Source organism: Virgibacillus tibetensis (genome assembly GCF_036026595.1).
GTDB lineage: Bacteria > Bacillota > Bacilli > Bacillales > Amphibacillaceae > Virgibacillus_P > Virgibacillus_P tibetensis.
This window is the reverse complement of sequence record NZ_JARZFX010000002.1, coordinates 271205-292954: the sequence shown is the minus strand read 5'-3', so window position 1 is coordinate 292954 and position 21750 is coordinate 271205. Positions and strand designations below refer to the sequence as shown.

The window sequence follows — 21750 nt, the reverse complement described above, 5'->3', positions numbered from 1 at the left end:
ATGGTGAAAGTTGGAGTAATAGCTGATGACTTAACTGGTGCAAACGCTACAGGTGTACGCTTAAGTAAACAAGGATTTAATTCAGCAACAGTTCTTTTTATGGACAAGATACTTGACTCTGGAGATCTCGATGCAGTATGTATAGATACTGATTCTCGTTATGCATTAGATGAAATCGTTGTCAATAGAGTAAACCAGGCTATGGAAGATTTACAGACTTGGGATGCAGAGGTTATATGTAAACGAATTGATAGTACGGTACGCGGGAAAATAGGTCTTGAAATAGATACTGTTCTGGATGCAGTTGGTGAGAATAGTGTTGCAATTGTTGTTGCGTCATTTCCTGATTCTGGAAGGATTTCTTCTGGTGGATATTTACTAGTAGATGGAATTCCAGTTCAAGAAACAGATGTTGCAAAAGATCCAGTTGCGCCAATTACACAGTCTTACGTACCAGGAATTATTCAAGAACAGAGTAAATATGCAGTTGGCCATATCGGCTTAGATAAAGTGTTAGCAGGAATGGAGCAGCTTAGAGCTACAATAGAGCAGCAAATAGTTACAGGCGAACGAATTATCGTAGTGGATGCAGTAACTGAAGAAGATATTGAAACAATTGCAAAATCAATGGTTACTGTTCAAAAAAAAGTAAAGCTTGTTCCGGTTGATCCCGGTCCATTAACAGCGGCATATGCAAAAGCGTATTCCCATCAATTGATCGAGCAAAGAAAGGTAATTGTAACGGTTGGAAGTGTTACCTCATTATCTGGTCGTCAGCTTCAATATTTGAAGGAAAAAACCCATTCCACACCAGTATATGTTTCCGCGGAAAAGCTAGCTACATTGGAATCAAGCTGGGAGGATGAAGTAGATCGTGCAATTGAAGTAGCACTTGAACGAATTCATCACGATGATGTACTCATCATAACTACTTACAAGGAGGGAACCGGACTTGTTAACTTAAAAGCAGTAGCCGAACGAGAAAACTCGACACAGGATGCTTTGGCTAAACGAATAACAGATGGTCTTGCTAAAATAACAAGGCGTGTTTTAGAGAAAACAAATTATCCAGTTCAAGGCTGTTTTACAAGTGGTGGAGACGTTACTGCGTCACTATGTGCTTTGAGTATGGCATCAGGAATTAAACTAGAGGATGAAGTGTTGCCATTAGCAGCATATGGGACATTGATTGGTGGCTACTTCCCAGAATTACCGATTGTCACCAAAGGCGGTATGGTCGGAGATAAGAAATCTATTTATTCGAGTGTGAATTTTTTAAGAACTAAATCAACCAGGAGGGTACAAAAACATGACTAATGAAAGAGCAATTATCGCAATCCCAATGGGAGATCCAGCAGGTATTGGACCAGAAATCACGGCTAAATCTTTACAAAATGAAGAAATTTATAACATGTGTAAACCAGTTGTTGTAGGTGATGCCAATGTATTTGCTAAAGCAATAGAAATTGTCGAAGCAAATCTTAAGCTTAATGTGATCAAAAAGCCTGAAGATGGTGCATATGAGTATGGTACTGTCGATGTTATTGATTTAAAAAATATAGATATGGATGAGCTTCAATATGGTGAGGTTCAAGCACAATGCGGGAAAGCTGCATTTGAATACATTGAGGCCTCTGTAAATCTTGCAAAAGAAGGTCATGTAAAAGCTTTAGCGACGACACCGATTAATAAAGAATCATTAAAAGCTGCTGATGTCCCTTATATTGGACACACTGAAATGCTTGAAGAGCTTACGAATACTAAAGATCCGTTAACAATGTTTCAAGTAAATGATATGCGAATCTTTTTCTTAACACGTCACTTGTCTTTAAAAGGTGCAATTGCACAAATGACAAAAGAACGTGTACGCGATTATCTGACTCGTTGTGATAAAGCCCTCCAACGTCTTGGTGTTGAAAGTCGTAAATTCGCCGTTGCTGGTCTGAACCCGCATAGTGGGGAAGGTGGTCTGTTTGGGATGGAAGAAGTAGACGAAATTGGACCAGGAATTGAAGCAGCAGTAAAAAATGGAATCGATGCTGTCGGACCCGTTCCAGCTGATTCTGTATTTTTCCAAGCATTAAATGGAAAATATGATGCAGTATTATCCTTGTATCATGACCAAGGACATATTGCAGCGAAAATGACTGATTTTCATAGAACAATTTCGATTACAAATGGTTTACCTTTCTTAAGAACATCCGTTGACCATGGGACAGCATTTGATATTGCAGGTAAAAATATTGCGTCAAGTGTCAGCATGGAAGAATGTATTAAATTAGCTGCTAAATATGCACCTAAATTCACCAGAGACACAATGGAATAAAATAGCATGATAAATAAATACTAACTGGGGTTCCTGAATAATAACCCCAGTTAAATTTTCAAACTAATGAAAGCCATTACATGGAGGAGAGTCAGGTTATGGAAGTATCAGGTACACAGATGATTATCGGTCTAGTATTAGGAATTGCATTATTGATTATTTTAGTATTAAAAACAAAGATTCATGCATTTATTGCACTTCTTATTGCAGCATCCGTAACTGGTATTGTAGGTGGTATGAATCCAACAGATGTTATTTCGACAATTACCAATGGTTTCGGTAGTACATTAGGTTCAATCGGTATTATTATCGGTTTAGGGGTAATGATGGGGAGGATTTTGGAAGTATCAGGAGCAGCCGAAAAGCTCGCCTATACGCTTGTTAAAAAGTTAGGAAAGAAAAAGGAAGAATGGGCAATGGCAGTTGCAGGTTATGTTGTTGCCATTCCGATCTTTGTTGACTCGGCGTTTGTTATTTTGCAGCCTCTAGTTAAAGCTATATCTCGTAAAACCGGAAAATCTGTTATTGGCATAGGGGTAGCACTTGCTATAGGTTTAGCAACAACTCACCATGCAGTACCACCAACACCAGGTCCATTAGGTGTAGCTGGAATTTTTGGCGCAGATGTTGGGCTTATGATCTTAGTAGGACTTCTATTTTCTGTTCCAATTATTATTTCTGGCGTATTATATGCTAAATGGATTGGCAGCAAAATTCATCAAGTGCCAGCTGAAGAAGGGGAAGGCTTCGTAAGGTTAGATGAAGGACAGGTTTATAAGGAATTCTTAGAAGAAGTTGATGATAGAGAGAAAGAATTACCTTCATTTACGAAAGCAATTATGCCGATTTTAATACCAATTATATTAATTTTCATAAATACAACATTGGGAGCACTACATGATTCAGGTATGATGACTCTAAATGAAACGTTCCTATCTTATGCACAATTTATCGGAAATCCCGTCATTGCTGTAGGTCTTGGGTTAATTGTTGCAATCTATACACTTACGAATCACCTTCGTAAATCAGATACGCTAGACCGTATGGAAGAAGGAATTAAAACTGCGGGTATTATCTTACTTCTAACTGGTGCAGGTGGTGCCTTAGGTGAAGTACTACGTGCAAGTGGTACAGGCGACTTAATTGCTCAACAAGTAGCACAATGGGCTATTCCAGCTGTATTAGTACCATTCTTTATTGCTACGTTTGTACGTCTCGTTCAAGGTAGTGGGACTGTGGCAATGATAACAGCTGCATCAATTTCAGCGCCAATTGTTGCTAGTCTGGATGTTAACTTAGTATTGGCTGCTCAAGCAGCTGCATTAGGTGCGATGATCTTCTCCTACTTTAACGATAGCTTATTCTGGGTTGTAAACAGAATGCTTGGAATTAAAAATGTGAAAGAACAAATTTTAGTTTGGTCTGTTCCAACAACAATCGCTTGGGCAGTATCCTTAGTAATGCTATTAATAGCCGATTTCGTTGTTCGGTTGTTTTAGAGTACAGCACCCATTTTTATTAACGTTTGTCGATAGGGTTATCCCAGCTTGGGGTGACTCTATTTGTTCATGGGTAAGAAAGCAAAAATTTTTAGCAGGAATTAATTCTTACAATTAAACAGCCGCGTCCAGCTTCAGCGCCCATCACCTAGTGCCCTTCCGGCCTCTTCTTGCGATAAGTCAACATCAATTCGTTACACTCGGGCCTACAGGATGTAGGTCAGTTCGACGATGCCACAGGATAAGGAAAGCATCTGTGAAATACATCGCACGCAGGAAAAGTGCTTTTCTTTTTCAAGGACGTGGCGATCTTGTCGAACATCCTTTAACTAATATCTCATACTCTAAAGGAAGATCGACTAACTACGCCGCTTTGCGCGGCAACGTCGACCCACCCGCGATGCGCGGGCGCAGCGCATACGGTGATAAACGGGCGCCCTGCGCCTTTGTTCTGTACATTAAAGTAAATTTATGAATTTGCCACGATACTATGTGATAATAGCAATAGATCTTTTAAGAAATGGAGGAAAACCATGATTACTAATCTACAGGACACCATTACGCTAAATAATGGTGTGAAAATGCCTGGCTTTGGTCTAGGTGTTTATAAAGTTGAAGATGGCAATAGTGTAGTTAGATCTGTTAAGGATGCAATAAAGCACGGCTATAGAAGTATTGATACTGCGTCCTTCTATGATAATGAAACAGGTGTGGGACAAGGAATTAGGGATTCAGGTATGCCAAGAGAGGAACTCTTTGTAACCTCAAAAGTTTGGAATGATGAGCAGGGTTATGAAAGTACGTTAGAGGCATTAGAAAACAGTCTGAACAATCTTGACTTAGATTACCTTGACCTCTACCTGATTCATTGGCCAGTGAAAGGAAAGTACAAAGAAACCTGGAGAGCAATGGAACAGTTGTATGCTGATGGAAAAGTTAGAGCCATTGGTGTTAGTAATTTTCATGTACAGCTTTTCATGTACAGCATCTGGAGGATCTGCTCTCAGATAGCATTGTCAAACCAGCGATTAATCAAGTGGAGTTTCACCCGCATCTAACACAGGTTGAGCTAAGAACGTTTTGTGAGAAGGAAAATATTCAGTTCGAAGCATGGTCACCGCTGAAACGGGGTGGTCTTCTGGATGAGCCAACCATCAAGGGAATTGGAGAGAAATACGGCAAATCGCCGGCCCACTAATCTTGCGATGGGACATTCAAAGTAATGTAATAACTATACCAAAGTCAGTAAAAAAACATCGGATTATTGAGAACGCGGATATATTTGATTTCTTCTTGTCTGATGAGGATATGGATCGAATTAATGCGTTAAATATAGACGATCGTGCTGGTACCAATCCCGACAGTTTTGATCAGTAATATAGCAGAAGAGGTTGGGACAAAAGAAGAATTATTCAGGAAAATCCGAACATTAACGCCTGAGCAAATGTACCGCTTCGGCAAAATACTTCGCTTTCCGTGGGCACGGCTTCAGCTAACTGTGTGAAAAAGAGCACTTCACACAGTGGATCATCAGCTCGTGCTGTTCCCACAGGAGTCTGCGTATTTTGCCTACGCTAAGTTCCGATTGTTCGGATTCTCATTCTTCCCATTTAGTTATGCCCCAGCCTCTTTTATGAAGTTTGAAATTAATTATAAGATATCCCACCGTCAATTAATATGGATTGTCCTGTTAAGAATCTTACCTTTTTGTTAAGTGTCTAATACAAACTATGTCCGCAAGATAGGTATAATTACCTATTTCAATGTAGAAGAAATTTCACAAACTGTTCATAATTAAGCTGTAATCGTATTATTTTATTCATAAAAAACGATATGACTGTTAGTGGAAAAATAAAAAATTCTACCTTTTCCTTTTAATTTATGATAGAATCATAAATTAATTATCAGAAAATTGATAGTATACCATCGCATTTAGAGAATTCAATGTATTAATAGAGGCTGGAGGGAATGAATTGAAGACAATAGAGAAAGTCAGTAATTTTGCAGGAAATACATTTGCGGTTTGGGTTATCTTATTCGCTGTATTAAGTTTCATATTTCCAGGGGGGTTTACATGGATTGCACCGCACATTTCACTCCTGTTAGGTATTATTATGTTTGGGATGGGGCTCACCCTTTCTTTAAGTGATTTTAAAGGGGTTTTTCAAGCCCCGAAAAGTGTCCTTGTTACGGTAGCAGCTCAATTTACGATTATGCCTTTACTTGCATTTGGGCTGGCAATGGCATTCCAACTTCCTCCAGAGGTAGCGGTTGGCGTTATTTTAGTTGGCTGTTGTCCAGGTGGCACAGCGTCCAATGTTATGACTTTTTTGGCCAAAGGAAATACTGCCTTATCTGTATCGGTTACAGCAGTTTCCACGGTGCTTGCTCCAATTCTTACACCAGCTTTAACATTGCTTTTTGCAAGTCAATGGCTGCCAGTTTCTGCCGGAAGCATGTTTATCTCAATTGTACAAATTGTTTTGATTCCTATTGTTTTAGGGATTGTGGTTCGCTTATTATTTCGTAAACAAGTGGAAAAAAGTGTCGCTGCATTACCACTCGTTTCGGTTATTGGAATCGTTGGGGTAGCTTCTGCGGTTGTTGCTGTTAATACGGATGCTATAGTTACTACAGGCTTGTTGATTTTCATGGTTGTTGTATTGCATAATGTGTTAGGACTATTCATTGGCTACTTACTAGCAAAAGGATTGAAATTTGATTTAAGTGAACAGAAAGCAGTCTCGATTGAAGTAGGTATGCAAAATTCGGGACTAGGGTCAGCATTAGCTCTAGCTCACTTTGCCCCAATAGCCGCCGTACCGAGTGCTTTATTTAGTGTTTGGCATAATATCTCAGGACCAATTCTAGCAACATGGTGGGGAAAGCGGAGTGAATATACGAAACCTGTTGATACTAAAAATGAAAAAATAGGTTAACCTTATATTTTACAAAAAAACCTTTCACTAAAACACAGGTTACTCCAATTTCAGAGGTTTAAGTTCACATTTTTTATTAATTGGTATAATTTAAATAGAATAAATACATTGAACTATTAAAAAAATAGTCTTATAATTACTCGATAGATAGGTGGGATATAAAATGGGAAAAGATTTACGTATAAAAAGTAAAGTATTTGATGGAACAATGAAGGCACCAAACCGGGCAATGCTGCGGGCTGTTGGTGTTTCAGAAGATGATTTTAAGAAGCCGATGATTGGAGTTGCGAGCACGTGGAGTGAGGTCACGCCATGTAATATACATATTGATGATTTGGCGTTAAAAGCAAAGCAAGGTGCCAGAGAAGCAGGTGGCGTACCACTAATTTTTAATACGATAACCGTTTCAGACGGGATTTCAATGGGGACCGATGGAATGCGGTTTTCATTGCCCAGCCGTGATGTAATAGCTGATTCTATTGAAACAGTGGTTGGAGCGGAAAGTCTTGATGGACTTGTTACCATTGGCGCTTGTGATAAGAATATTCCCGGCTGCATGATCGCGATTGCGAACTCTGAGGTTCCATCCGTATTTGTTTATGGAGGAACGATTGCACCAGGTTCTCATCGAGGAAAGGATATTGATATAGTATCGGTATTTGAAGGCGTAGGTCAGCATAATAATGGTCGGATAGATGATGGAGAATTAAAAGCAATCGAATGCAGCGCTTGTCCTGGTGCTGGTGCGTGTGGAGGAATGTATACGGCTAACACGATGGCGTCAGCAGTGGAAGCAATGGGGATGAGTCTGCCAGGAAGTTCATCAAACCCAGCTGAATCTCCCGAGAAGGAAGAAGATTGTGATGCTGCAGGAAAAGCAGTATATCATTTACTGGAGAAGGATATTTATCCAAAAGACATTATGACAAAAGAGGCATTTGAAAATGCTATTACAGTAGTGATGGCTTTAGGTGGATCAACGAATGCCATTCTTCATCTACTGTCCATCGCCCATGCGATAGAAGTAGATTTAACGATTGATGATTTTAACCGGATTCAAGCGAATACACCACATCTGGCTGATCTGAAGCCAAGCGGTAAATATGTTATGCAGGATCTGCATCGTGTGGGTGGGGTTCAGGCAGTAATGAAGCTCCTTCATGAGGCAGGCTATCTTCACGGAGACTGTCTGACGGTAACAGGGAAAACCGTTGCTGAAAACCTGGCAGAAGCACCTTCACTAGCAGAAGGTCAGGATGTAATTATGCCATTCGATAATCCGAAGCGGGCAGATGGTCCATTAATTGTATTAAAAGGTAATCTGGCACCAAGTGGAGCTGTTGCAAAGGTATCCGGAGTAAAAGTAAAGCGCCACACTGGGCCTGCACGTGTATTTAATACTGAAAAAGAAGCAACTGCTGCGGTTATGGCTAATGAAATTAATGATGGAGATGTACTGGTTATACGATATATCGGACCTAAAGGCGGACCGGGAATGCCGGAGATGTTGTCCGTTTCCAGTATTTTAGTTGGTAAAGGGTTAGGAGAAAAGGTAGCCTTATTAACTGATGGCCGTTTTTCAGGAGGTACCCATGGGTTAGTGGTTGGACATATAGCACCTGAAGCACAGGTAGGTGGACCAATTGCCTTCCTGCATGAAGGTGATCTTGTTACGATTGACTCGGATAAGAAAGAAATTTCCTTTGAAATCTCAGAAAATGAGCTGGAGAAGAGACGTAATGAATGGGTAGCACCACCTCTGTATAAAAAAGGCATTCTGGGAAAATATGCACATAATGTTTCCTGTTCGTCAAAAGGGGCAGTAACTGATTTTTTAAATAAATAATTAGTAGCAAAGGACTCCAATTTAACTGGAGTCCTTTTCATTTTTTTAGGTATTTGAAGCAGGTAAAAATCAGGATAATCACGAAAACAAGTAGTGTGATACAGAAGCCATAAATTCCCAGTATAACAAGGAATTCTCTTATTTCATCTGTCAAAAAATAATGTAACCAAAGTGTAACATTTTGGGAGAACGTGAAGCCGAACATGATGTAAGCGCATTCAATTTAATTGATTAATCCAAAGTATCAAAAAACTTTTTAAAAGTGGTTGACTGTTTGCCAAAAACGTTATATGATTGTCGGCAATATTAAAAAATTCAATTATTAACCACTGCAGATTTTCAAAGCACATTAAGCAACGTTAATTTTATCAAAATAATATCATTAACTCGATGACGGGAATAAAGGAACATTTTACGTGTATTCACAGAGATCTGGGGTTGCTGGAAGCCCAGAAGTACATATTGTTCCGACATCTTCTCTGAGTGCTAAGTTGAACGGATTTATCCTACTAGTCTTAGCCAGGTGCACTCACATGTACCTGTTATCAATGCGGCTGAATTTCAGCCTCATAAGGTAGTATTCGCGAGAATGCTATAAACCTGGGTGGTACCGAGAAATTAAGATCCATTTCTCCCCAATAATTCTGAATCTATGCAGATATTAGGGGATTGAAGGGTCTTTTTTTAATATTCAATTTTAATCAAAGGAGGTAAGTAGTAGTGAAGGTTGAGGCGAAGCATGAAGTAGAAAGTACGAAAGAAATGATAACGGGTGCTGATTTACTCATTGAAACATTGGTTGACGCGGAAGTTGACACATTATTTGGTTATCCAGGTGGCGCCGTGTTACCGATCTATGACGCGATCTACCGCAGCAATGCGCCATTTAAACATATACTTTCCCGCCATGAACAAGGATCAATCCATGCAGCAGAAGGATATGCACGCGTTACAGGTAAAGCTGGTGTAGTATTAGCAACCTCGGGACCTGGTGCAACGAATCTAATTACTGGGATTACCGATGCAATGATGGATTCATTGCCATTAGTTGTATTTACTGGGCAAGTAGCAAGCAATGTGATTGGCACAGATGCTTTTCAGGAATCCGATGTTATGGGGATTACAACGCCAATAACGAAATACAATTATCAGGTAAAGAATATATCGGATTTACCACGGATTGTAAAAGAGGCTTTTCATATAGCTACTACGGGAAGACCAGGTCCAGTGGTTGTTGATATTCCGAAAAATATCTCTGCAGGACTTCTATCAGAAAGTTTTGCTAATGACTTCTATTTGCCTGGATACCAACCAAATAAAAAACCAAATCCATTGCAAATTGTTAAACTTGCTGATGCATTAAGTCGTTCGAAGAAACCAGTTATCCTGGCGGGGGCAGGAGTTGTATTCGCAAAGGCTTCCGAGGAACTGAGGGAGTTCGCTGAGAAGTACCAACTTCCTGTAACCAATACACTACTTGGATTAGGCAGCTTCCCTGGTACCAACTCACTGTCACTTGGGATGGCTGGGATGCATGGAACATACGCAGCAAACATGGCGATCTACGAATGTGATTTATTGATAAATATCGGAGCCAGATTTGATGACCGACTCACTGGGAACCTGCAACACTTTGCACCACAAGCAAAGGTTGCACATATCGATATTGATCCAGCAGAAATAGGTAAAAATATACCAACCGAAATTCCTGTCGTGGCAGATGCTAAGGAGGCGTTACAAGCCTTATTGAAAAGCACACCTGACCAGCCGGATCACCAATTGTGGAAACAGAAATTACAGAATAATAAAACAGATTACCCGTTGTGGTATGAGAAACCAGATAAGCTATTGTCACCCCAATGGTTATTAGAACAAGTGTACCGAGTCTCAAAAGGAGAAGCGATTGTAACAACAGACGTTGGGCAGCATCAAATGTGGGCAGCGCAGTACTATACTTTTGATAAACCAAACCGTTGGGTTACATCGGGGGGCTTGGGAACTATGGGATTTGGTTTTCCTGCAGCAATCGGTGCTCAACTCGGAGCTCCAGATGATCTCGTTGTTGCAGTAGTTGGTGATGGAGGATTTCAAATGACTTTTCAAGAGTTGTCTGTAATTCAGGAAAGGAACCTTCCAGTCAAGATTATTATTGTTAACAACGAAGCTTTAGGGATGGTGAGGCAATGGCAGGAAAGTTTCTATAACGAAAGATATTCAGAATCATTATTTTCTTCCAATCCCGACTTTGTAAAACTGGCTGAAAGCTATGGTATCCGCGGATTAAGAGTTGACCAGGAAGATGATGCAGTGTCTATGCTTGAGGAAATATTCGCATATGACGGACCTGTAGTTGTAGATTGCAGGGTTGACAGAGACACATGTGTTTACCCGATGATTGCACCTGGTAAAGGGATACAGGAAATGATAGGGGTGACAAAATGAAACGCATTATAACGGCTACCGTTCAGGATCATAGTGGTGTCCTAAACCGGATCACAGGAATGCTTCAAAAACGGCAATTCAATATAGCGAGCATTTCCGTAGGTAGCTCAGAAACAGAGGGTATTTCCAAGATGACACTCGTTGTTGAAGTTAGTGACCATCAGAAATTAGAGCAGCTGACAAAGCAATTAAATAAACAAATCGATGTGTTAAAAGTATCCGACATTACAGATAAAGCAATTGTTGCAAGAGAGTTAGCCCTGATTAAAGTTGTTGGAAATGGTCAAACACGTGCAGAAATACAAGGAATAATTGCACCATTCCGCGCAACTGTCATCGATGTCAGTAAAGATAGCTTAACAATACAGGTAACTGGTAAGCCAGATAAGATAGAGGCTTTGATTTCACTGCTGAGACCTTATGGAATCAAGGAATTAACTAAAACAGGTGTCACCGCTTTTCTAAGAGGACAGCAGCCGCAGCATGTTACCGAGATTAATTCATTTTCAATCTAACAAACACTAGGAGGAATTTATTATGGCAAAGGTACTTTATGAAAAAGACATTCAACAAGAGGTATTAAAAAACAAGAAAATCGCAGTAGTTGGTTATGGCTCACAGGGGCACGCGCATGCATTGAATCTTCATGAGAGTGGTTATGATGTTGTAGTTGGTCTTAGAGCTGGTAAGTCTCAGAAAAAGGCTGAAGAGGATGGATTTACTGTTAAGTCAGTTGCAGATGCAGTAAACGAGGCAGATGTGGTAATGGTACTATTACCGGATGAACAGCAAACACAAGTTTATAACGAAAGCATTAAGGACAATTTAAAAGCAGGTAATGCGATCGCATTCGCACACGGATTCAATATTCATTTCAGCCAGATTGTACCACCGGAAGATGTAGATGTATTTCTTGTTGCACCTAAAGGACCTGGTCATTTAGTACGCAGAACATATCAAGAAGGAGCAGGTGTTCCAGCATTATATGGTATTTACCAGGATGTATCTGGAAATGCGAAAGAGCTTGCGCTTGCATATGCACAAGGTATCGGCGCAGCAAGAGCGGGAGTACTGGAAACGAGCTTCCAGGAAGAGACGGAAACAGATCTATTCGGCGAGCAAGCTGTATTATGTGGTGGTGTAACAAGCTTAATTAAAGCAGGATTTGAAACATTAACAGAAGCAGGCTATCAACCGGAAGTTGCTTACTTTGAGTGTTTACATGAAATGAAATTAATTGTTGACCTGTTGTATGAAGGTGGATTGGAGAATATGCGTTATTCCATTTCAGATACAGCTCAATGGGGAGATTTCGTATCAGGACCTAAAGTTATTGATGAGGGTACAAAAGCCCGCATGAAAGAAATTCTTACAGATGTTCAAACAGGGAAATTTGCTAAAGGATGGATCCTTGAAAATCAAGCAAACCGACCGCAATTTAATGCGATCAATGCGAAGGAAAACAGTCATCCAATTGAAAAAGTAGGAAGGGAGTTACGTGAGTTAATGCCTTTTGTTAAGCAACCATTGCAAAACAAACAAATCAAACAAAAGGATGTGAAAGAGCATGTCACGAATTAAAATTTTTGATACTACTTTAAGAGATGGCGAACAGTCACCAGGAGTAAATCTGAACCAACTGGAGAAACTTGAAATCGCCAAGCAACTGGAACGTTTCGGAGTAGATCGGATGGAAGCTGGATTCCCAGCTTCCTCCAAAGGAGATTTTAATGCAGTAAAAGCAATAGCTGACACAATAAAGGGTACGTCAGTTACTGCGTTAGCGAGAACAGTGAAGTCGGACGTGGACACTGCTTGGGAGGCATTAAAAGGTGCTGATAAACCATGCTTGCACCTGTTTCTTGCAACATCACCTATTCATATGACCTATAAGCTGAAGCAAACACCTGAACAAGTAATTAACACCGCAGTTGAAATGGTTTCTTATGCGAAACAGAAGTTTGCTGAAATTGAATGGTCTGCAGAAGATGCTTCCCGATCGGACTGGGATTTCTTAGCTCAAATTATTGAGCGGGTTATCGATGCCGGAGCCACGGTAATTAATTTACCGGATACAGTTGGCTATACAACGCCACTCGAGTACGGAAATATGTTTAAATTTATTAAGGAAACTGTACCAAACATTGATCGGGTCAGCCTTTCCTGTCATTGTCACAATGACTTAGGTATGGCTGTAGCCAACTCCATTGCCGCTGTAGAAAATGGCGCGACCCAGGTAGAAGGTACGATTAATGGAATAGGTGAACGAGCTGGGAATGCTTCCTTGGAAGAAATCGCTGTTGCATTAAAAGTAAGGTCAGATTTTTATCCATTTACTACAAATCTTAAATTGGATGAAATAAAACGAACGAGTGACCTTGTTGCAAAACTGACTGGAATGTACGTTCAGGCAAATAAAGCAGTAATCGGTAAAAATGCCTTTGCACATGAATCAGGTATCCACCAGGATGGCGTATTAAAACATGCTTCCACCTATGAAATTATTACACCAGAAATGGTTGGGGTGAAATCAAATACATTATTCCTTGGGAAACATTCAGGACGTCATGCATTTAAGGACAAAGTGAAAGAACTCGGCATTGATCTTACGGATGAGAAGCTTAAAGAAGCTTTTCAGTCATTTAAACAATTAACTGATCATAAAAAAGAAGTAACCGATGAAGATTTATTCACTATATTGATGGAAGTTCAGACAGATTACTCGGCTGTAAGTAAGTACCAGTTGGAAATGTTTCAAGTGCAATATGGTACGGCAAATATCCCAACTGCCACTGTACGTCTGAAAACGCCAGTAGGTGAAACAGTGGAAACAGCGTGTACAGGTAAAGGAAGCGTGGAAGCACTGTACAAAACATTAGACGCATTAATTGAAGAAGATTTAAAGCTCGTTGATTACCAAATTAATTCAGTAGGTGGAGGAAAAGACGCACTTGCAGAATCACATGTGCAGCTGATAGTTAATGGGGAAACAGTCAATGGCAGAGGCACTGCTCAGGATGTAATTGAAGCATCAGCTAACGCATTTATAAATGCAGCAAATCGATATATTGTTCAACAAAGGACTTCGGTGAATAAGGCAGTAGTAAAATAACACAAGACTGATAGGGAGGGGAGATTATTATGAATAAGCAAATTATTCTACTTCCAGGTGATGGGATTGGAAAAGAGATTATAGAATCTGCAAAGCTTGTATTAAATTCAGTTGCAAGTGAATATGGCCATCGATTTACATTTCATCAGCATGCAATTGGTGGTGATGCAATTGATCAATATGGTACACCTTTACCGGAAGATACCATTAAAGCATGTCAGAATGCAGATGCCATTTTATTGGGCGCTGTTGGTGGGAAAAAATGGGACTCCCTTCCAGGGTATATGCGACCGGAAAAAGGATTGTTGGGAATACGCAAGACATTAGGCTTATTTGCTAATTTGAGACCTGTTAAGGGATTTAGTTCCTTGTTACATGCTTCTCCATTAAAAGAAGATGTGATTAAAGGCAGTGACATCCTAATCATTCGGGAACTAACTGGAGGTCTCTACTTTGGGCAGCCAAGTGAAAGACGTGAAAATGGCAACGCAGTGGTAGACACACTTTATTACCACCGTAGTGAAATGGAGCGTATTATTGATAAAGCTTTTCAAAGTGCCAGACTGAGAAATAAACGATTGACCTCAGTTGATAAAGCGAATGTGTTGGAATCAAGCCGGATGTGGCGGGAAATCGTGGAAGAAAAAAGCAAAGACTATCCAGATGTGGCCGTTGAACATTTGCTTGTAGATGCAGCTGCAATGAAACTGATTACACAACCAAATCACTTTGATGTCATTGTAACTGAAAATTTATTTGGTGATATTTTAAGTGATGAAGCATCCGTGTTAACAGGTTCATTAGGAATGCTGCCATCTGCGAGTATCCGATCAGATGGAGTTGGATTATATGAACCAGTTCACGGATCGGCACCGGACATAGCTGGAAAAGGAATTGCCAATCCACTGGGTATGATCCTATCTGCAGCGCTAATGTTAAGGCACTCTTTTCAAATGGAAGAGGAAGCAGCTGAAATTGAAGAGGCTGTAAATGAAACGCTTGAACAGGGGTATTATACAGCTGATTTGCATATAAAAGGCGGCAAACAGATTGGTACAAAAGAAATGACTGAAATGGTATTGGAAAACTTAACAACAAAAAGTGTTTCTGACAGCATTTGCAGTTCATATGCGTAATTAATGGAGGTGTGGTGAAATGGGGAATCCGGAAACAATCGTAAATAAGATTTGGAAGAAACATGTTGTTCATAAAGAAGCAGGAAAGCCTGATTTACTATATATCGATTTACACTTGATCCATGAGGTAACATCGCCTCAGGCTTTTGAGGGATTACGATTAAGCAATCGAAAGGTTCGCAGACCTGACTTAACTTACGCGACAATGGATCACAATGTCCCTACCAAAAACCGTGATGTTATAAAGGACGAAGTTGCCAAGAAGCAAATGGAAACATTAAGAAAGAATTGTGAGGACAACGGGATTGTACTGGCAGACATGTACCATCCTGACCAGGGGATTGTTCACGTAATTGGCCCGGAACTTGGATTAACCCAGCCTGGCAAAACAATTGTATGTGGGGATAGTCATACTTCCACACATGGCGCATTTGGGTCACTTGCCTTTGGAATTGGAACAAGTGAAGTAGAGCATGTCTTAGCTACACAAACTATATGGCAGGAGCGGCCGAAGACATTAAATGTACATGTAGAAGGCGATCTTGGTCCAGGAGTAACAGCAAAGGATTTGATTCTTGCTATTATTGCTAAGTTCGGAATCCGCTTTGGCACAGGTTATGTGATTGAGTATACGGGTAAGGCGATTCGAAATTTATCAATGGAAGAACGTATGACAGTATGCAATATGTCAATTGAAGCAGGTGCAAGAGCTGGATTGATCAGTCCTGATCAAAAAACAATTGACTTTCTTGAAGGAAGGGTTCATGTACCAAAGGGAGAGGCATTTGCAGAAGCAGCTGCCGGATGGCTTGAGTTAGCGACAGATGAAGGTGCTGTGTATGATAAATCTGTCACGATTCTTGCAGAAGAAATAGAGCCACAGGTGTCATGGGGAACCAATCCAGGTATGTGTGTGCCGGTAAATGGAACTACGCCAGATTTAAATGAAGTAGAATACAGAGAAGATGTGGAACGGGCATTGGAATATATGGGGCTAAAAGAAAATCAGCCGATTACTTCCATCGAAATTGACCATGTATTTATCGGTTCCTGTACGAACTCACGGCTCAGCGATTTACAAAATGCTGCTGCAATCGTTGCAGGTAAAAAGGTGAATGAAAAGGTGAGGGCAATTGTTGTCCCAGGTTCCTTCAGTATAAAATTACAGGCAGAAAAAGAGGGCTTGGACACTATCTTCAAAGAGGCTGGTTTTGAGTGGCGTGAAGCTGGATGCAGTATGTGCCTGGCAATGAATGATGATATTGTTCCCCCTGGCGGCAGATGTGCTTCAACTTCCAACCGGAATTTTGAAGGAAGACAAGGGAATGGATCCCGAACACATTTGGTGAGTCCGGAAATGGCGGCTGCTGCGGCGATCGAGGGTCACTTTGTAGATGTACGTAAATTTGCAGGAGTACTGAATTAGGAGGCGCTGATGATGGAAGCAATACGGGAACATAAAGGTCTGGTTTATCCATTAAATCGAACAAATATTGATACCGATCAAATAATACCAAAGCAATTTTTAAAACGAGTTGAACGGACAGGATTCGGTCAATTTCTATTTTATCATTGGCGAATTGATGATGAAGGCAATAAACGACCGGAGTTTGGATTAAATAAAGCTGAATATCAGGATGCCTCAATCTTATTAGCGGGTGAAAACTTTGGTTGCGGTTCTTCCAGGGAACACGCTCCCTGGGCGTTACTGGATTATGGTTTCAAAGTAATCATCGCGCCGAGCTTTGCGGATATCTTTTATAATAATGCGTTAACAAATGGAATTATACCTGTGGTAATGGACCATGAACAGGTCAATCAGTGGATAGAGCAAGCTGAAAACTCATCATACGTATTACAGGTGGACTTAGAAAAACAATGTATAATCGATGCAAATAAGAATGAAGTGCATTTCGACATCCCAGCATACCACAAAGAAAAACTACTAAACGGCTGGGACGAAATCGCACTAACATTACAACATCAAGACAAAATCGACGCGTATGAAGGTGCCGTATAGAGTGCCTGTCACTTCCCGGTTTTTGTCGAATAGTATTAATATATAATTAAGGAGAGTGAAGGTCTTGGGGATTGCTTAACAGGTGAAAAAGTTCATACTGCGATGGAGCGTTTAGCTCCGATCGTTCACCGTACACCATTAATTACTTCAGCAACTACTAACAAGTTAGTTGACAAAAAAGTTTATTTTAAAATGGAAAATCAACAGAAAACAGGTGCATTCAAATTCAGGGGTGCGAGTTATAAACTGATGCAATTATCAGCAGAACAATTAGAAAAGGGAGTTATCACAGCATCAGCAGGAAATCATGCCCAAGGCGTGGCCTATGCCGCAGCTAAGCTGGGTGCAAAAGCTACGATATTCATGGCTGAAAGAACTCCACTTGCCAAAGTAAATGCAACGCGTAACTACGGGGCTGAAGTAGTGCTGACTGGTGAAACCTTCCAAGAAGCATATGAAGCCTCTTTAAAACGACAGATGCAAAGCGGGGCTGTTTATATCCATCCATTCGATGATTATGATGTGATGGCAGGGCAGGGAACAATTGCAATGGAAATGCTGCGGCAGGAAGACCGAATGGATACCATTATTGTACCAATTGGTGGTGGAGGTCTTATCAGTGGGGTAGCGGTTGCTGCTAAATATGTAAATCGTAATATAAAAATTATTGGTGTACAGGCGGATGGAGCGTCCTCTATGTATGAAAGTTATCATAAGAACAGTGTAAAGAGTCTCCAATCAGTATCTACCATTGCAGAAGGTATCGCTGTTAAGCAACCAGGGAAGCGTACTTTCCCCCTTGTGCAGGAATATGTAGATGATATTATAACAGTAACAGATGAAGAAATTGCTGCAGCCATTGTTTACATGCTTGAACGTAATAAAACATTGGTCGAAGGTGCAGGTGCTGCAGCACTTGCAGCTTTATTTGCCCATAATAGTAAGATTAAATCACGCCACTGTGGAATAATAGTAAGTGGTGGTAATATGGATATAGGCACAATGCAAAAAATTCAAAGGCTTGCAGAAAGACTGCACCATCCAGCATAGCTGGGTGGTGTTTTCTTTTTGTTCTTCTGAAAAATTTTTTCGTGAAATAGAATGCTAGATTGACTAAAAAGAAGATGTTGATTATGATTAACTTAATTGAATAGGAAAAAATAGGTTGGTTTATAGCATACTACTGTAAACCATTAAAAGGGAAGCCGGTTTAATTCCGGCGCGGTCCCGCCACTGTAAATGCGAGTTTTCTATTAATATACCACTGTCATAAGATGGGAAGGGAATAGAAAATGATGAACATGAGCCAGGAGACCTGCCTGTTTTTTACGCCATTCAACCTACGCGGATAGGGAGGTGTGCCAGCGCATGTTTAATTTATGATACATAATAATAATTCGCGTAGTGCATTCACTATACATCTCTTCGTTAAGGGATGTATTTTTTAATGGGAAAAACATGAAAATGGGGGAATTACGTATGAAAAGAACTATGTTACGGCCTTTAGCAATTCTTTTTTCAGTACTACTATTTTTAGGAAATCTGATGTTATTGCAGCCAGAAGTCGGTCATGCACAAACGCTTGAAAATGCAGTTACTATTATGGCAATTGACGAAAATGGGGACAATGTGCTTCCCTTAACAGCAATTGGCTTCAAGCAGGATGAAACGGCATTCGATGTCCTGCAATCAGCAGTCACAGCACATGGTATGGAGATCGAATATGATGAATATGATTTTGGAAATGTGGTAACGGCTATTGGGGAGGTTCAACAAGCAGACCCGCTTTTTTGGTCAATGATTGTCATGGGGAAAGCTACTGAAGTAGGCGCATCCTCCTACAAGGTAACTGAAGGGGAACATATCGTTTTTGCATTAAGTGATAAGGATAATTTTTTCCCGGAGATCACCAGCACTGTTACAGTGGTTGATATAAATGGTACCGCTGTCATACCGGAAATGAAAGTTAACGTAGTTGATGGAGCAAGCGCGTATGATGGCTTGTACCAGGCTGCCAAGGAAAGTAATGTAATACTTGATGCATCAATTAATGACACTTATTTTACTTTTATTAATAACGTTGGGGAGACAGAGCTAGGAGCGAATGATTATTGGAATATCGCTATAAATGATCAATCGATAGGAACAAGTATCGTAGCCCATCCACTGAAAGAGGGGGACCATGTCCGACTGACGGTTCAAACGTTTGAAGAGGACAAGGTAGAAAAAGACACGCCTAAGGAAGAACAAGAGGAGAAGGTAGAAGACGAGGAAGCAAGCTATACCGAAAAGTCAGTTGAATCCACATACCCTCTCGTAACCGAAGCATTCATTCAAACTAACATAGATGAGGTTATGAACTATTTTACTACCAATAACATTGATTTAATTTATGGAAGTGAATGGTGGATATGGGGGGTAGCACATACAGATCAGGCTATTCCAGCTTCCTATATTACGAGTGTGGAAGAAAAAGTAATAGAACTCGATGGAGAGTTCCGTAACATATTTGATTTAGAAAAAGTAATTATTGGGCTTTCAGCTGCAGGTGCTGACCCTACCTCTATTGCAGGTTACGATTTAGTGGATAAACTCATCCACCATGCACATCTGGAAACCCCGGCAATCAATGCAGCAATTTATGGCTTATTGGCGTTAGACAGTGGAAACTATGAGGCCCCGACAGAAGTTAGAAAACGCCTGGTTGAGACTATTCTAGCTAATGGAGATAAGGTAGAAGGTGGAGGTTGGTCATTTTTTGGAAGTACTCCAAGTCCAGATATTACTGGGATGGCGTTAGCAGCTTTAGCACCATACCAGGATGATGGAAGAGTGAAAACCGCTATCGATGAGGCAGTTGCTTATTTATCAGAGGGACAAGATGACACAAGTGGCTATACCGATCAATGGAATGGTGGCGATTCAAGTGAATCCGTATCACAGGTTATCGTTGGTCTTGTATCTGTAGGTATCGATCCAACCAGTGCAGCATTTACAAAAGAAGGTGGAAACTTACTGCAGCATTTAGTGAAATTCAAGCACGATGACGGTGGATTTATGCATCTCTTGGATGATTCTCAATCGTATTCAATGTCAACTCAACAAGCATTATTAGCCCTGGTTGCCTATAAGAAATATGTTAATCAGAGTGGCTTGGTGTATCAATTTCCATTACCTGTAAAGGAAGAAGAGGAAGAAGGAACTAAACCAGAAAACCCGGAAACAGATGTTCCGGAAAACGCTGTTAATGCTGGTGAACTCAAAAATGAGGATAAAGAAGATGAAGGATCAGATAAAGATGTTACAGGTAAAGAAGAAGAAAAGAATAAAAGTGAAACAGATGAAACAAATGAGAACATAGTTAACAAAAATAATAGCGATAAGACTGGTGAAAAGTTACCCGATACTGCAACTACGATGTACAATCTGCTGGCTATTGGAGCAGTACTGATCATCAGTGGAGCCTTATTGCTTTTCATTAAACGCAGGAAAATAATAAACGGATAGATAGCATGGGTAGTCTAGCGATAGATTACCCCTTATCCATTTTAAAAAGGAGAGTGAAATCTGCTACTATGAACCGCATTCTACGTTTTATGCTTATCCTATTATTCCTTTTATTAACCATAGGTTGTATAAAGGATGAGGTTAAGCCAATTGAGGAAAGAGCAGCTACTTCAGAAACTGATGTAACATCAGAGGAACATCCAGAGCTTACGCCTGAAAGTGAAGATGATGGAAATGGCATCGATGAAAAGCAGGAGCAAGAATTGAATCAGTCAGATGGTACGAAAGAATCAAAGGATTCAGGCGTAAATGAGATAGAGGATTCGTCTGGTAAAGATAACGAAAAGAAACCATCAAATCAAAAAGAACAGACAGCGGGTAATAACTTCAGTAAAAGTGGCGCAGGTACAACTGAAGGTTCTTCAGTAAATAAAGAAAAGAATACGACAACAAAAAATGAAAAACAAACAGAGCAATCAAAACAAACAAAAAAACAAGCTGATACTGCGAAGGAAACGCCAAAGGAAAAACCGAAAGAGGAAACGGAAGAAAAGCAGAAGGAGGAGCCAAAACAACCGAAGAAAACAGTGACTGTTTCCATTACAACCGGGGATGTAAAAGGAGTAATATTACCTGCAACCAAAGTTTCTGTTGAAGATGGGGATACGGCACTTGATGTAACAATTCGAATTTTGAAGGAAAAAGGGATTCAATACAGCGTTAGAGGGGCGAACTCTACTGCCTATGTAGAAGGGATTGACAATTTATATGAATTTGACGAGGGATTTTATAGTGGATGGCATGTTCGAGTCAACGGGGGACTAATTGACAGAAGTGCAGGAGCTTATCCAGTAGAAGAAGGGCATACGGTAAACTGGAATTATACGGTCAATTATTTGGAAGAGACAAATGAAGGTAACTAG

15 protein-coding genes, 1 pseudogene and 1 riboswitch are annotated in these 21750 nt (G+C 40.3%); all 16 genes and pseudogenes read left to right on the top strand.

Features of this window, described 5'->3' with window-relative positions; all coding sequences use genetic code 11:
• Nucleotides 1-1317: a four-carbon acid sugar kinase family protein gene (locus QGM71_RS06215; protein WP_327606662.1), complete on the top strand. Its 1317-nt coding sequence runs from the start codon at nt 1-3 to the stop codon at nt 1315-1317.
• Entirely contained in the window at nt 1310-2326 is a 1017-nt protein-coding gene (pdxA, locus tag QGM71_RS06210) for a 4-hydroxythreonine-4-phosphate dehydrogenase PdxA (RefSeq protein WP_327606661.1), read from the top strand. Before QGM71_RS06215 ends, pdxA begins: the two co-directional genes overlap by 8 nt.
• A gap of 98 nt (nt 2327-2424) precedes the next feature.
• A complete protein-coding gene (locus QGM71_RS06205; RefSeq protein ID WP_327606660.1) occupies nt 2425-3825 on the top strand; it encodes a GntP family permease in 1401 nt (466 codons plus the stop codon).
• A 533-nt stretch (nt 3826-4358) separates the two neighbouring features.
• Nucleotides 4359-5202, top strand: a pseudogene (locus QGM71_RS06200) (aldo/keto reductase).
• 596 nt (nt 5203-5798) lie between these two features.
• Entirely contained in the window at nt 5799-6764 is a 966-nt protein-coding gene (locus QGM71_RS06195; protein ID WP_327606659.1) for a bile acid:sodium symporter family protein, read from the top strand.
• A gap of 163 nt (nt 6765-6927) precedes the next feature.
• The gene (gene ilvD / locus QGM71_RS06190) at nt 6928-8610 is read left to right on the top strand and encodes a dihydroxy-acid dehydratase (RefSeq protein ID WP_327606658.1); all 1683 of its coding nucleotides are present in this window, start codon (nt 6928-6930) and stop codon (nt 8608-8610) included.
• Between the two features lie 720 nt (nt 8611-9330).
• Nucleotides 9331-11052 carry an acetolactate synthase large subunit gene (gene ilvB / locus QGM71_RS06185; RefSeq protein ID WP_327606657.1) on the top strand — a complete coding sequence of 574 codons (1722 nt, stop codon included), beginning with the start codon at nt 9331-9333 and terminating at the stop codon, nt 11050-11052.
• On the top strand, nt 11049-11567 hold the full coding sequence (gene ilvN, locus QGM71_RS06180) for an acetolactate synthase small subunit (RefSeq protein ID WP_327606656.1): 519 nt from the start codon (nt 11049-11051) through the stop codon (nt 11565-11567). The genes ilvB and ilvN overlap by 4 nt, the downstream gene beginning before the upstream one ends.
• A 22-nt stretch (nt 11568-11589) precedes the next feature.
• Nucleotides 11590-12633 carry a ketol-acid reductoisomerase gene (gene ilvC / locus QGM71_RS06175; protein WP_327606655.1) on the top strand — a complete coding sequence of 348 codons (1044 nt, stop codon included), beginning with the start codon at nt 11590-11592 and terminating at the stop codon, nt 12631-12633.
• On the top strand, nt 12620-14164 hold the full coding sequence (locus QGM71_RS06170) for a 2-isopropylmalate synthase (protein ID WP_327606654.1): 1545 nt from the start codon (nt 12620-12622) through the stop codon (nt 14162-14164). Before ilvC ends, QGM71_RS06170 begins: the two co-directional genes overlap by 14 nt.
• Before the next feature lie 29 nt (nt 14165-14193).
• Entirely contained in the window at nt 14194-15300 is a 1107-nt protein-coding gene (gene leuB / locus QGM71_RS06165; RefSeq protein WP_327606653.1) for a 3-isopropylmalate dehydrogenase, read from the top strand.
• Nucleotides 15301-15319: 19 nt separating this feature from the next.
• On the top strand, nt 15320-16726 hold the full coding sequence (gene leuC, locus QGM71_RS06160; RefSeq protein WP_327606652.1) for a 3-isopropylmalate dehydratase large subunit: 1407 nt from the start codon (nt 15320-15322) through the stop codon (nt 16724-16726).
• Between the two features lie 12 nt (nt 16727-16738).
• Nucleotides 16739-17320, top strand: a complete 582-nt coding sequence (gene leuD, locus QGM71_RS06155; RefSeq protein ID WP_327606651.1) for a 3-isopropylmalate dehydratase small subunit — start codon at nt 16739-16741, stop codon at nt 17318-17320.
• A gap of 102 nt (nt 17321-17422) precedes the next feature.
• Nucleotides 17423-18370, top strand: coding sequence for a threonine ammonia-lyase (gene ilvA, locus QGM71_RS06150; RefSeq protein ID WP_327606650.1), 948 nt, complete (start codon nt 17423-17425; stop codon nt 18368-18370).
• Between the two features lie 95 nt (nt 18371-18465).
• Nucleotides 18466-18657, top strand: a riboswitch (cobalamin riboswitch).
• A 142-nt stretch (nt 18658-18799) separates the two neighbouring features.
• Nucleotides 18800-20827, top strand: coding sequence for a DUF4430 domain-containing protein (locus tag QGM71_RS06145; RefSeq protein WP_327606649.1), 2028 nt, complete (start codon nt 18800-18802; stop codon nt 20825-20827).
• A 53-nt stretch (nt 20828-20880) separates the two neighbouring features.
• Nucleotides 20881-21750: a DUF4430 domain-containing protein gene (locus QGM71_RS06140; protein ID WP_327606648.1), complete on the top strand. Its 870-nt coding sequence runs from the start codon at nt 20881-20883 to the stop codon at nt 21748-21750.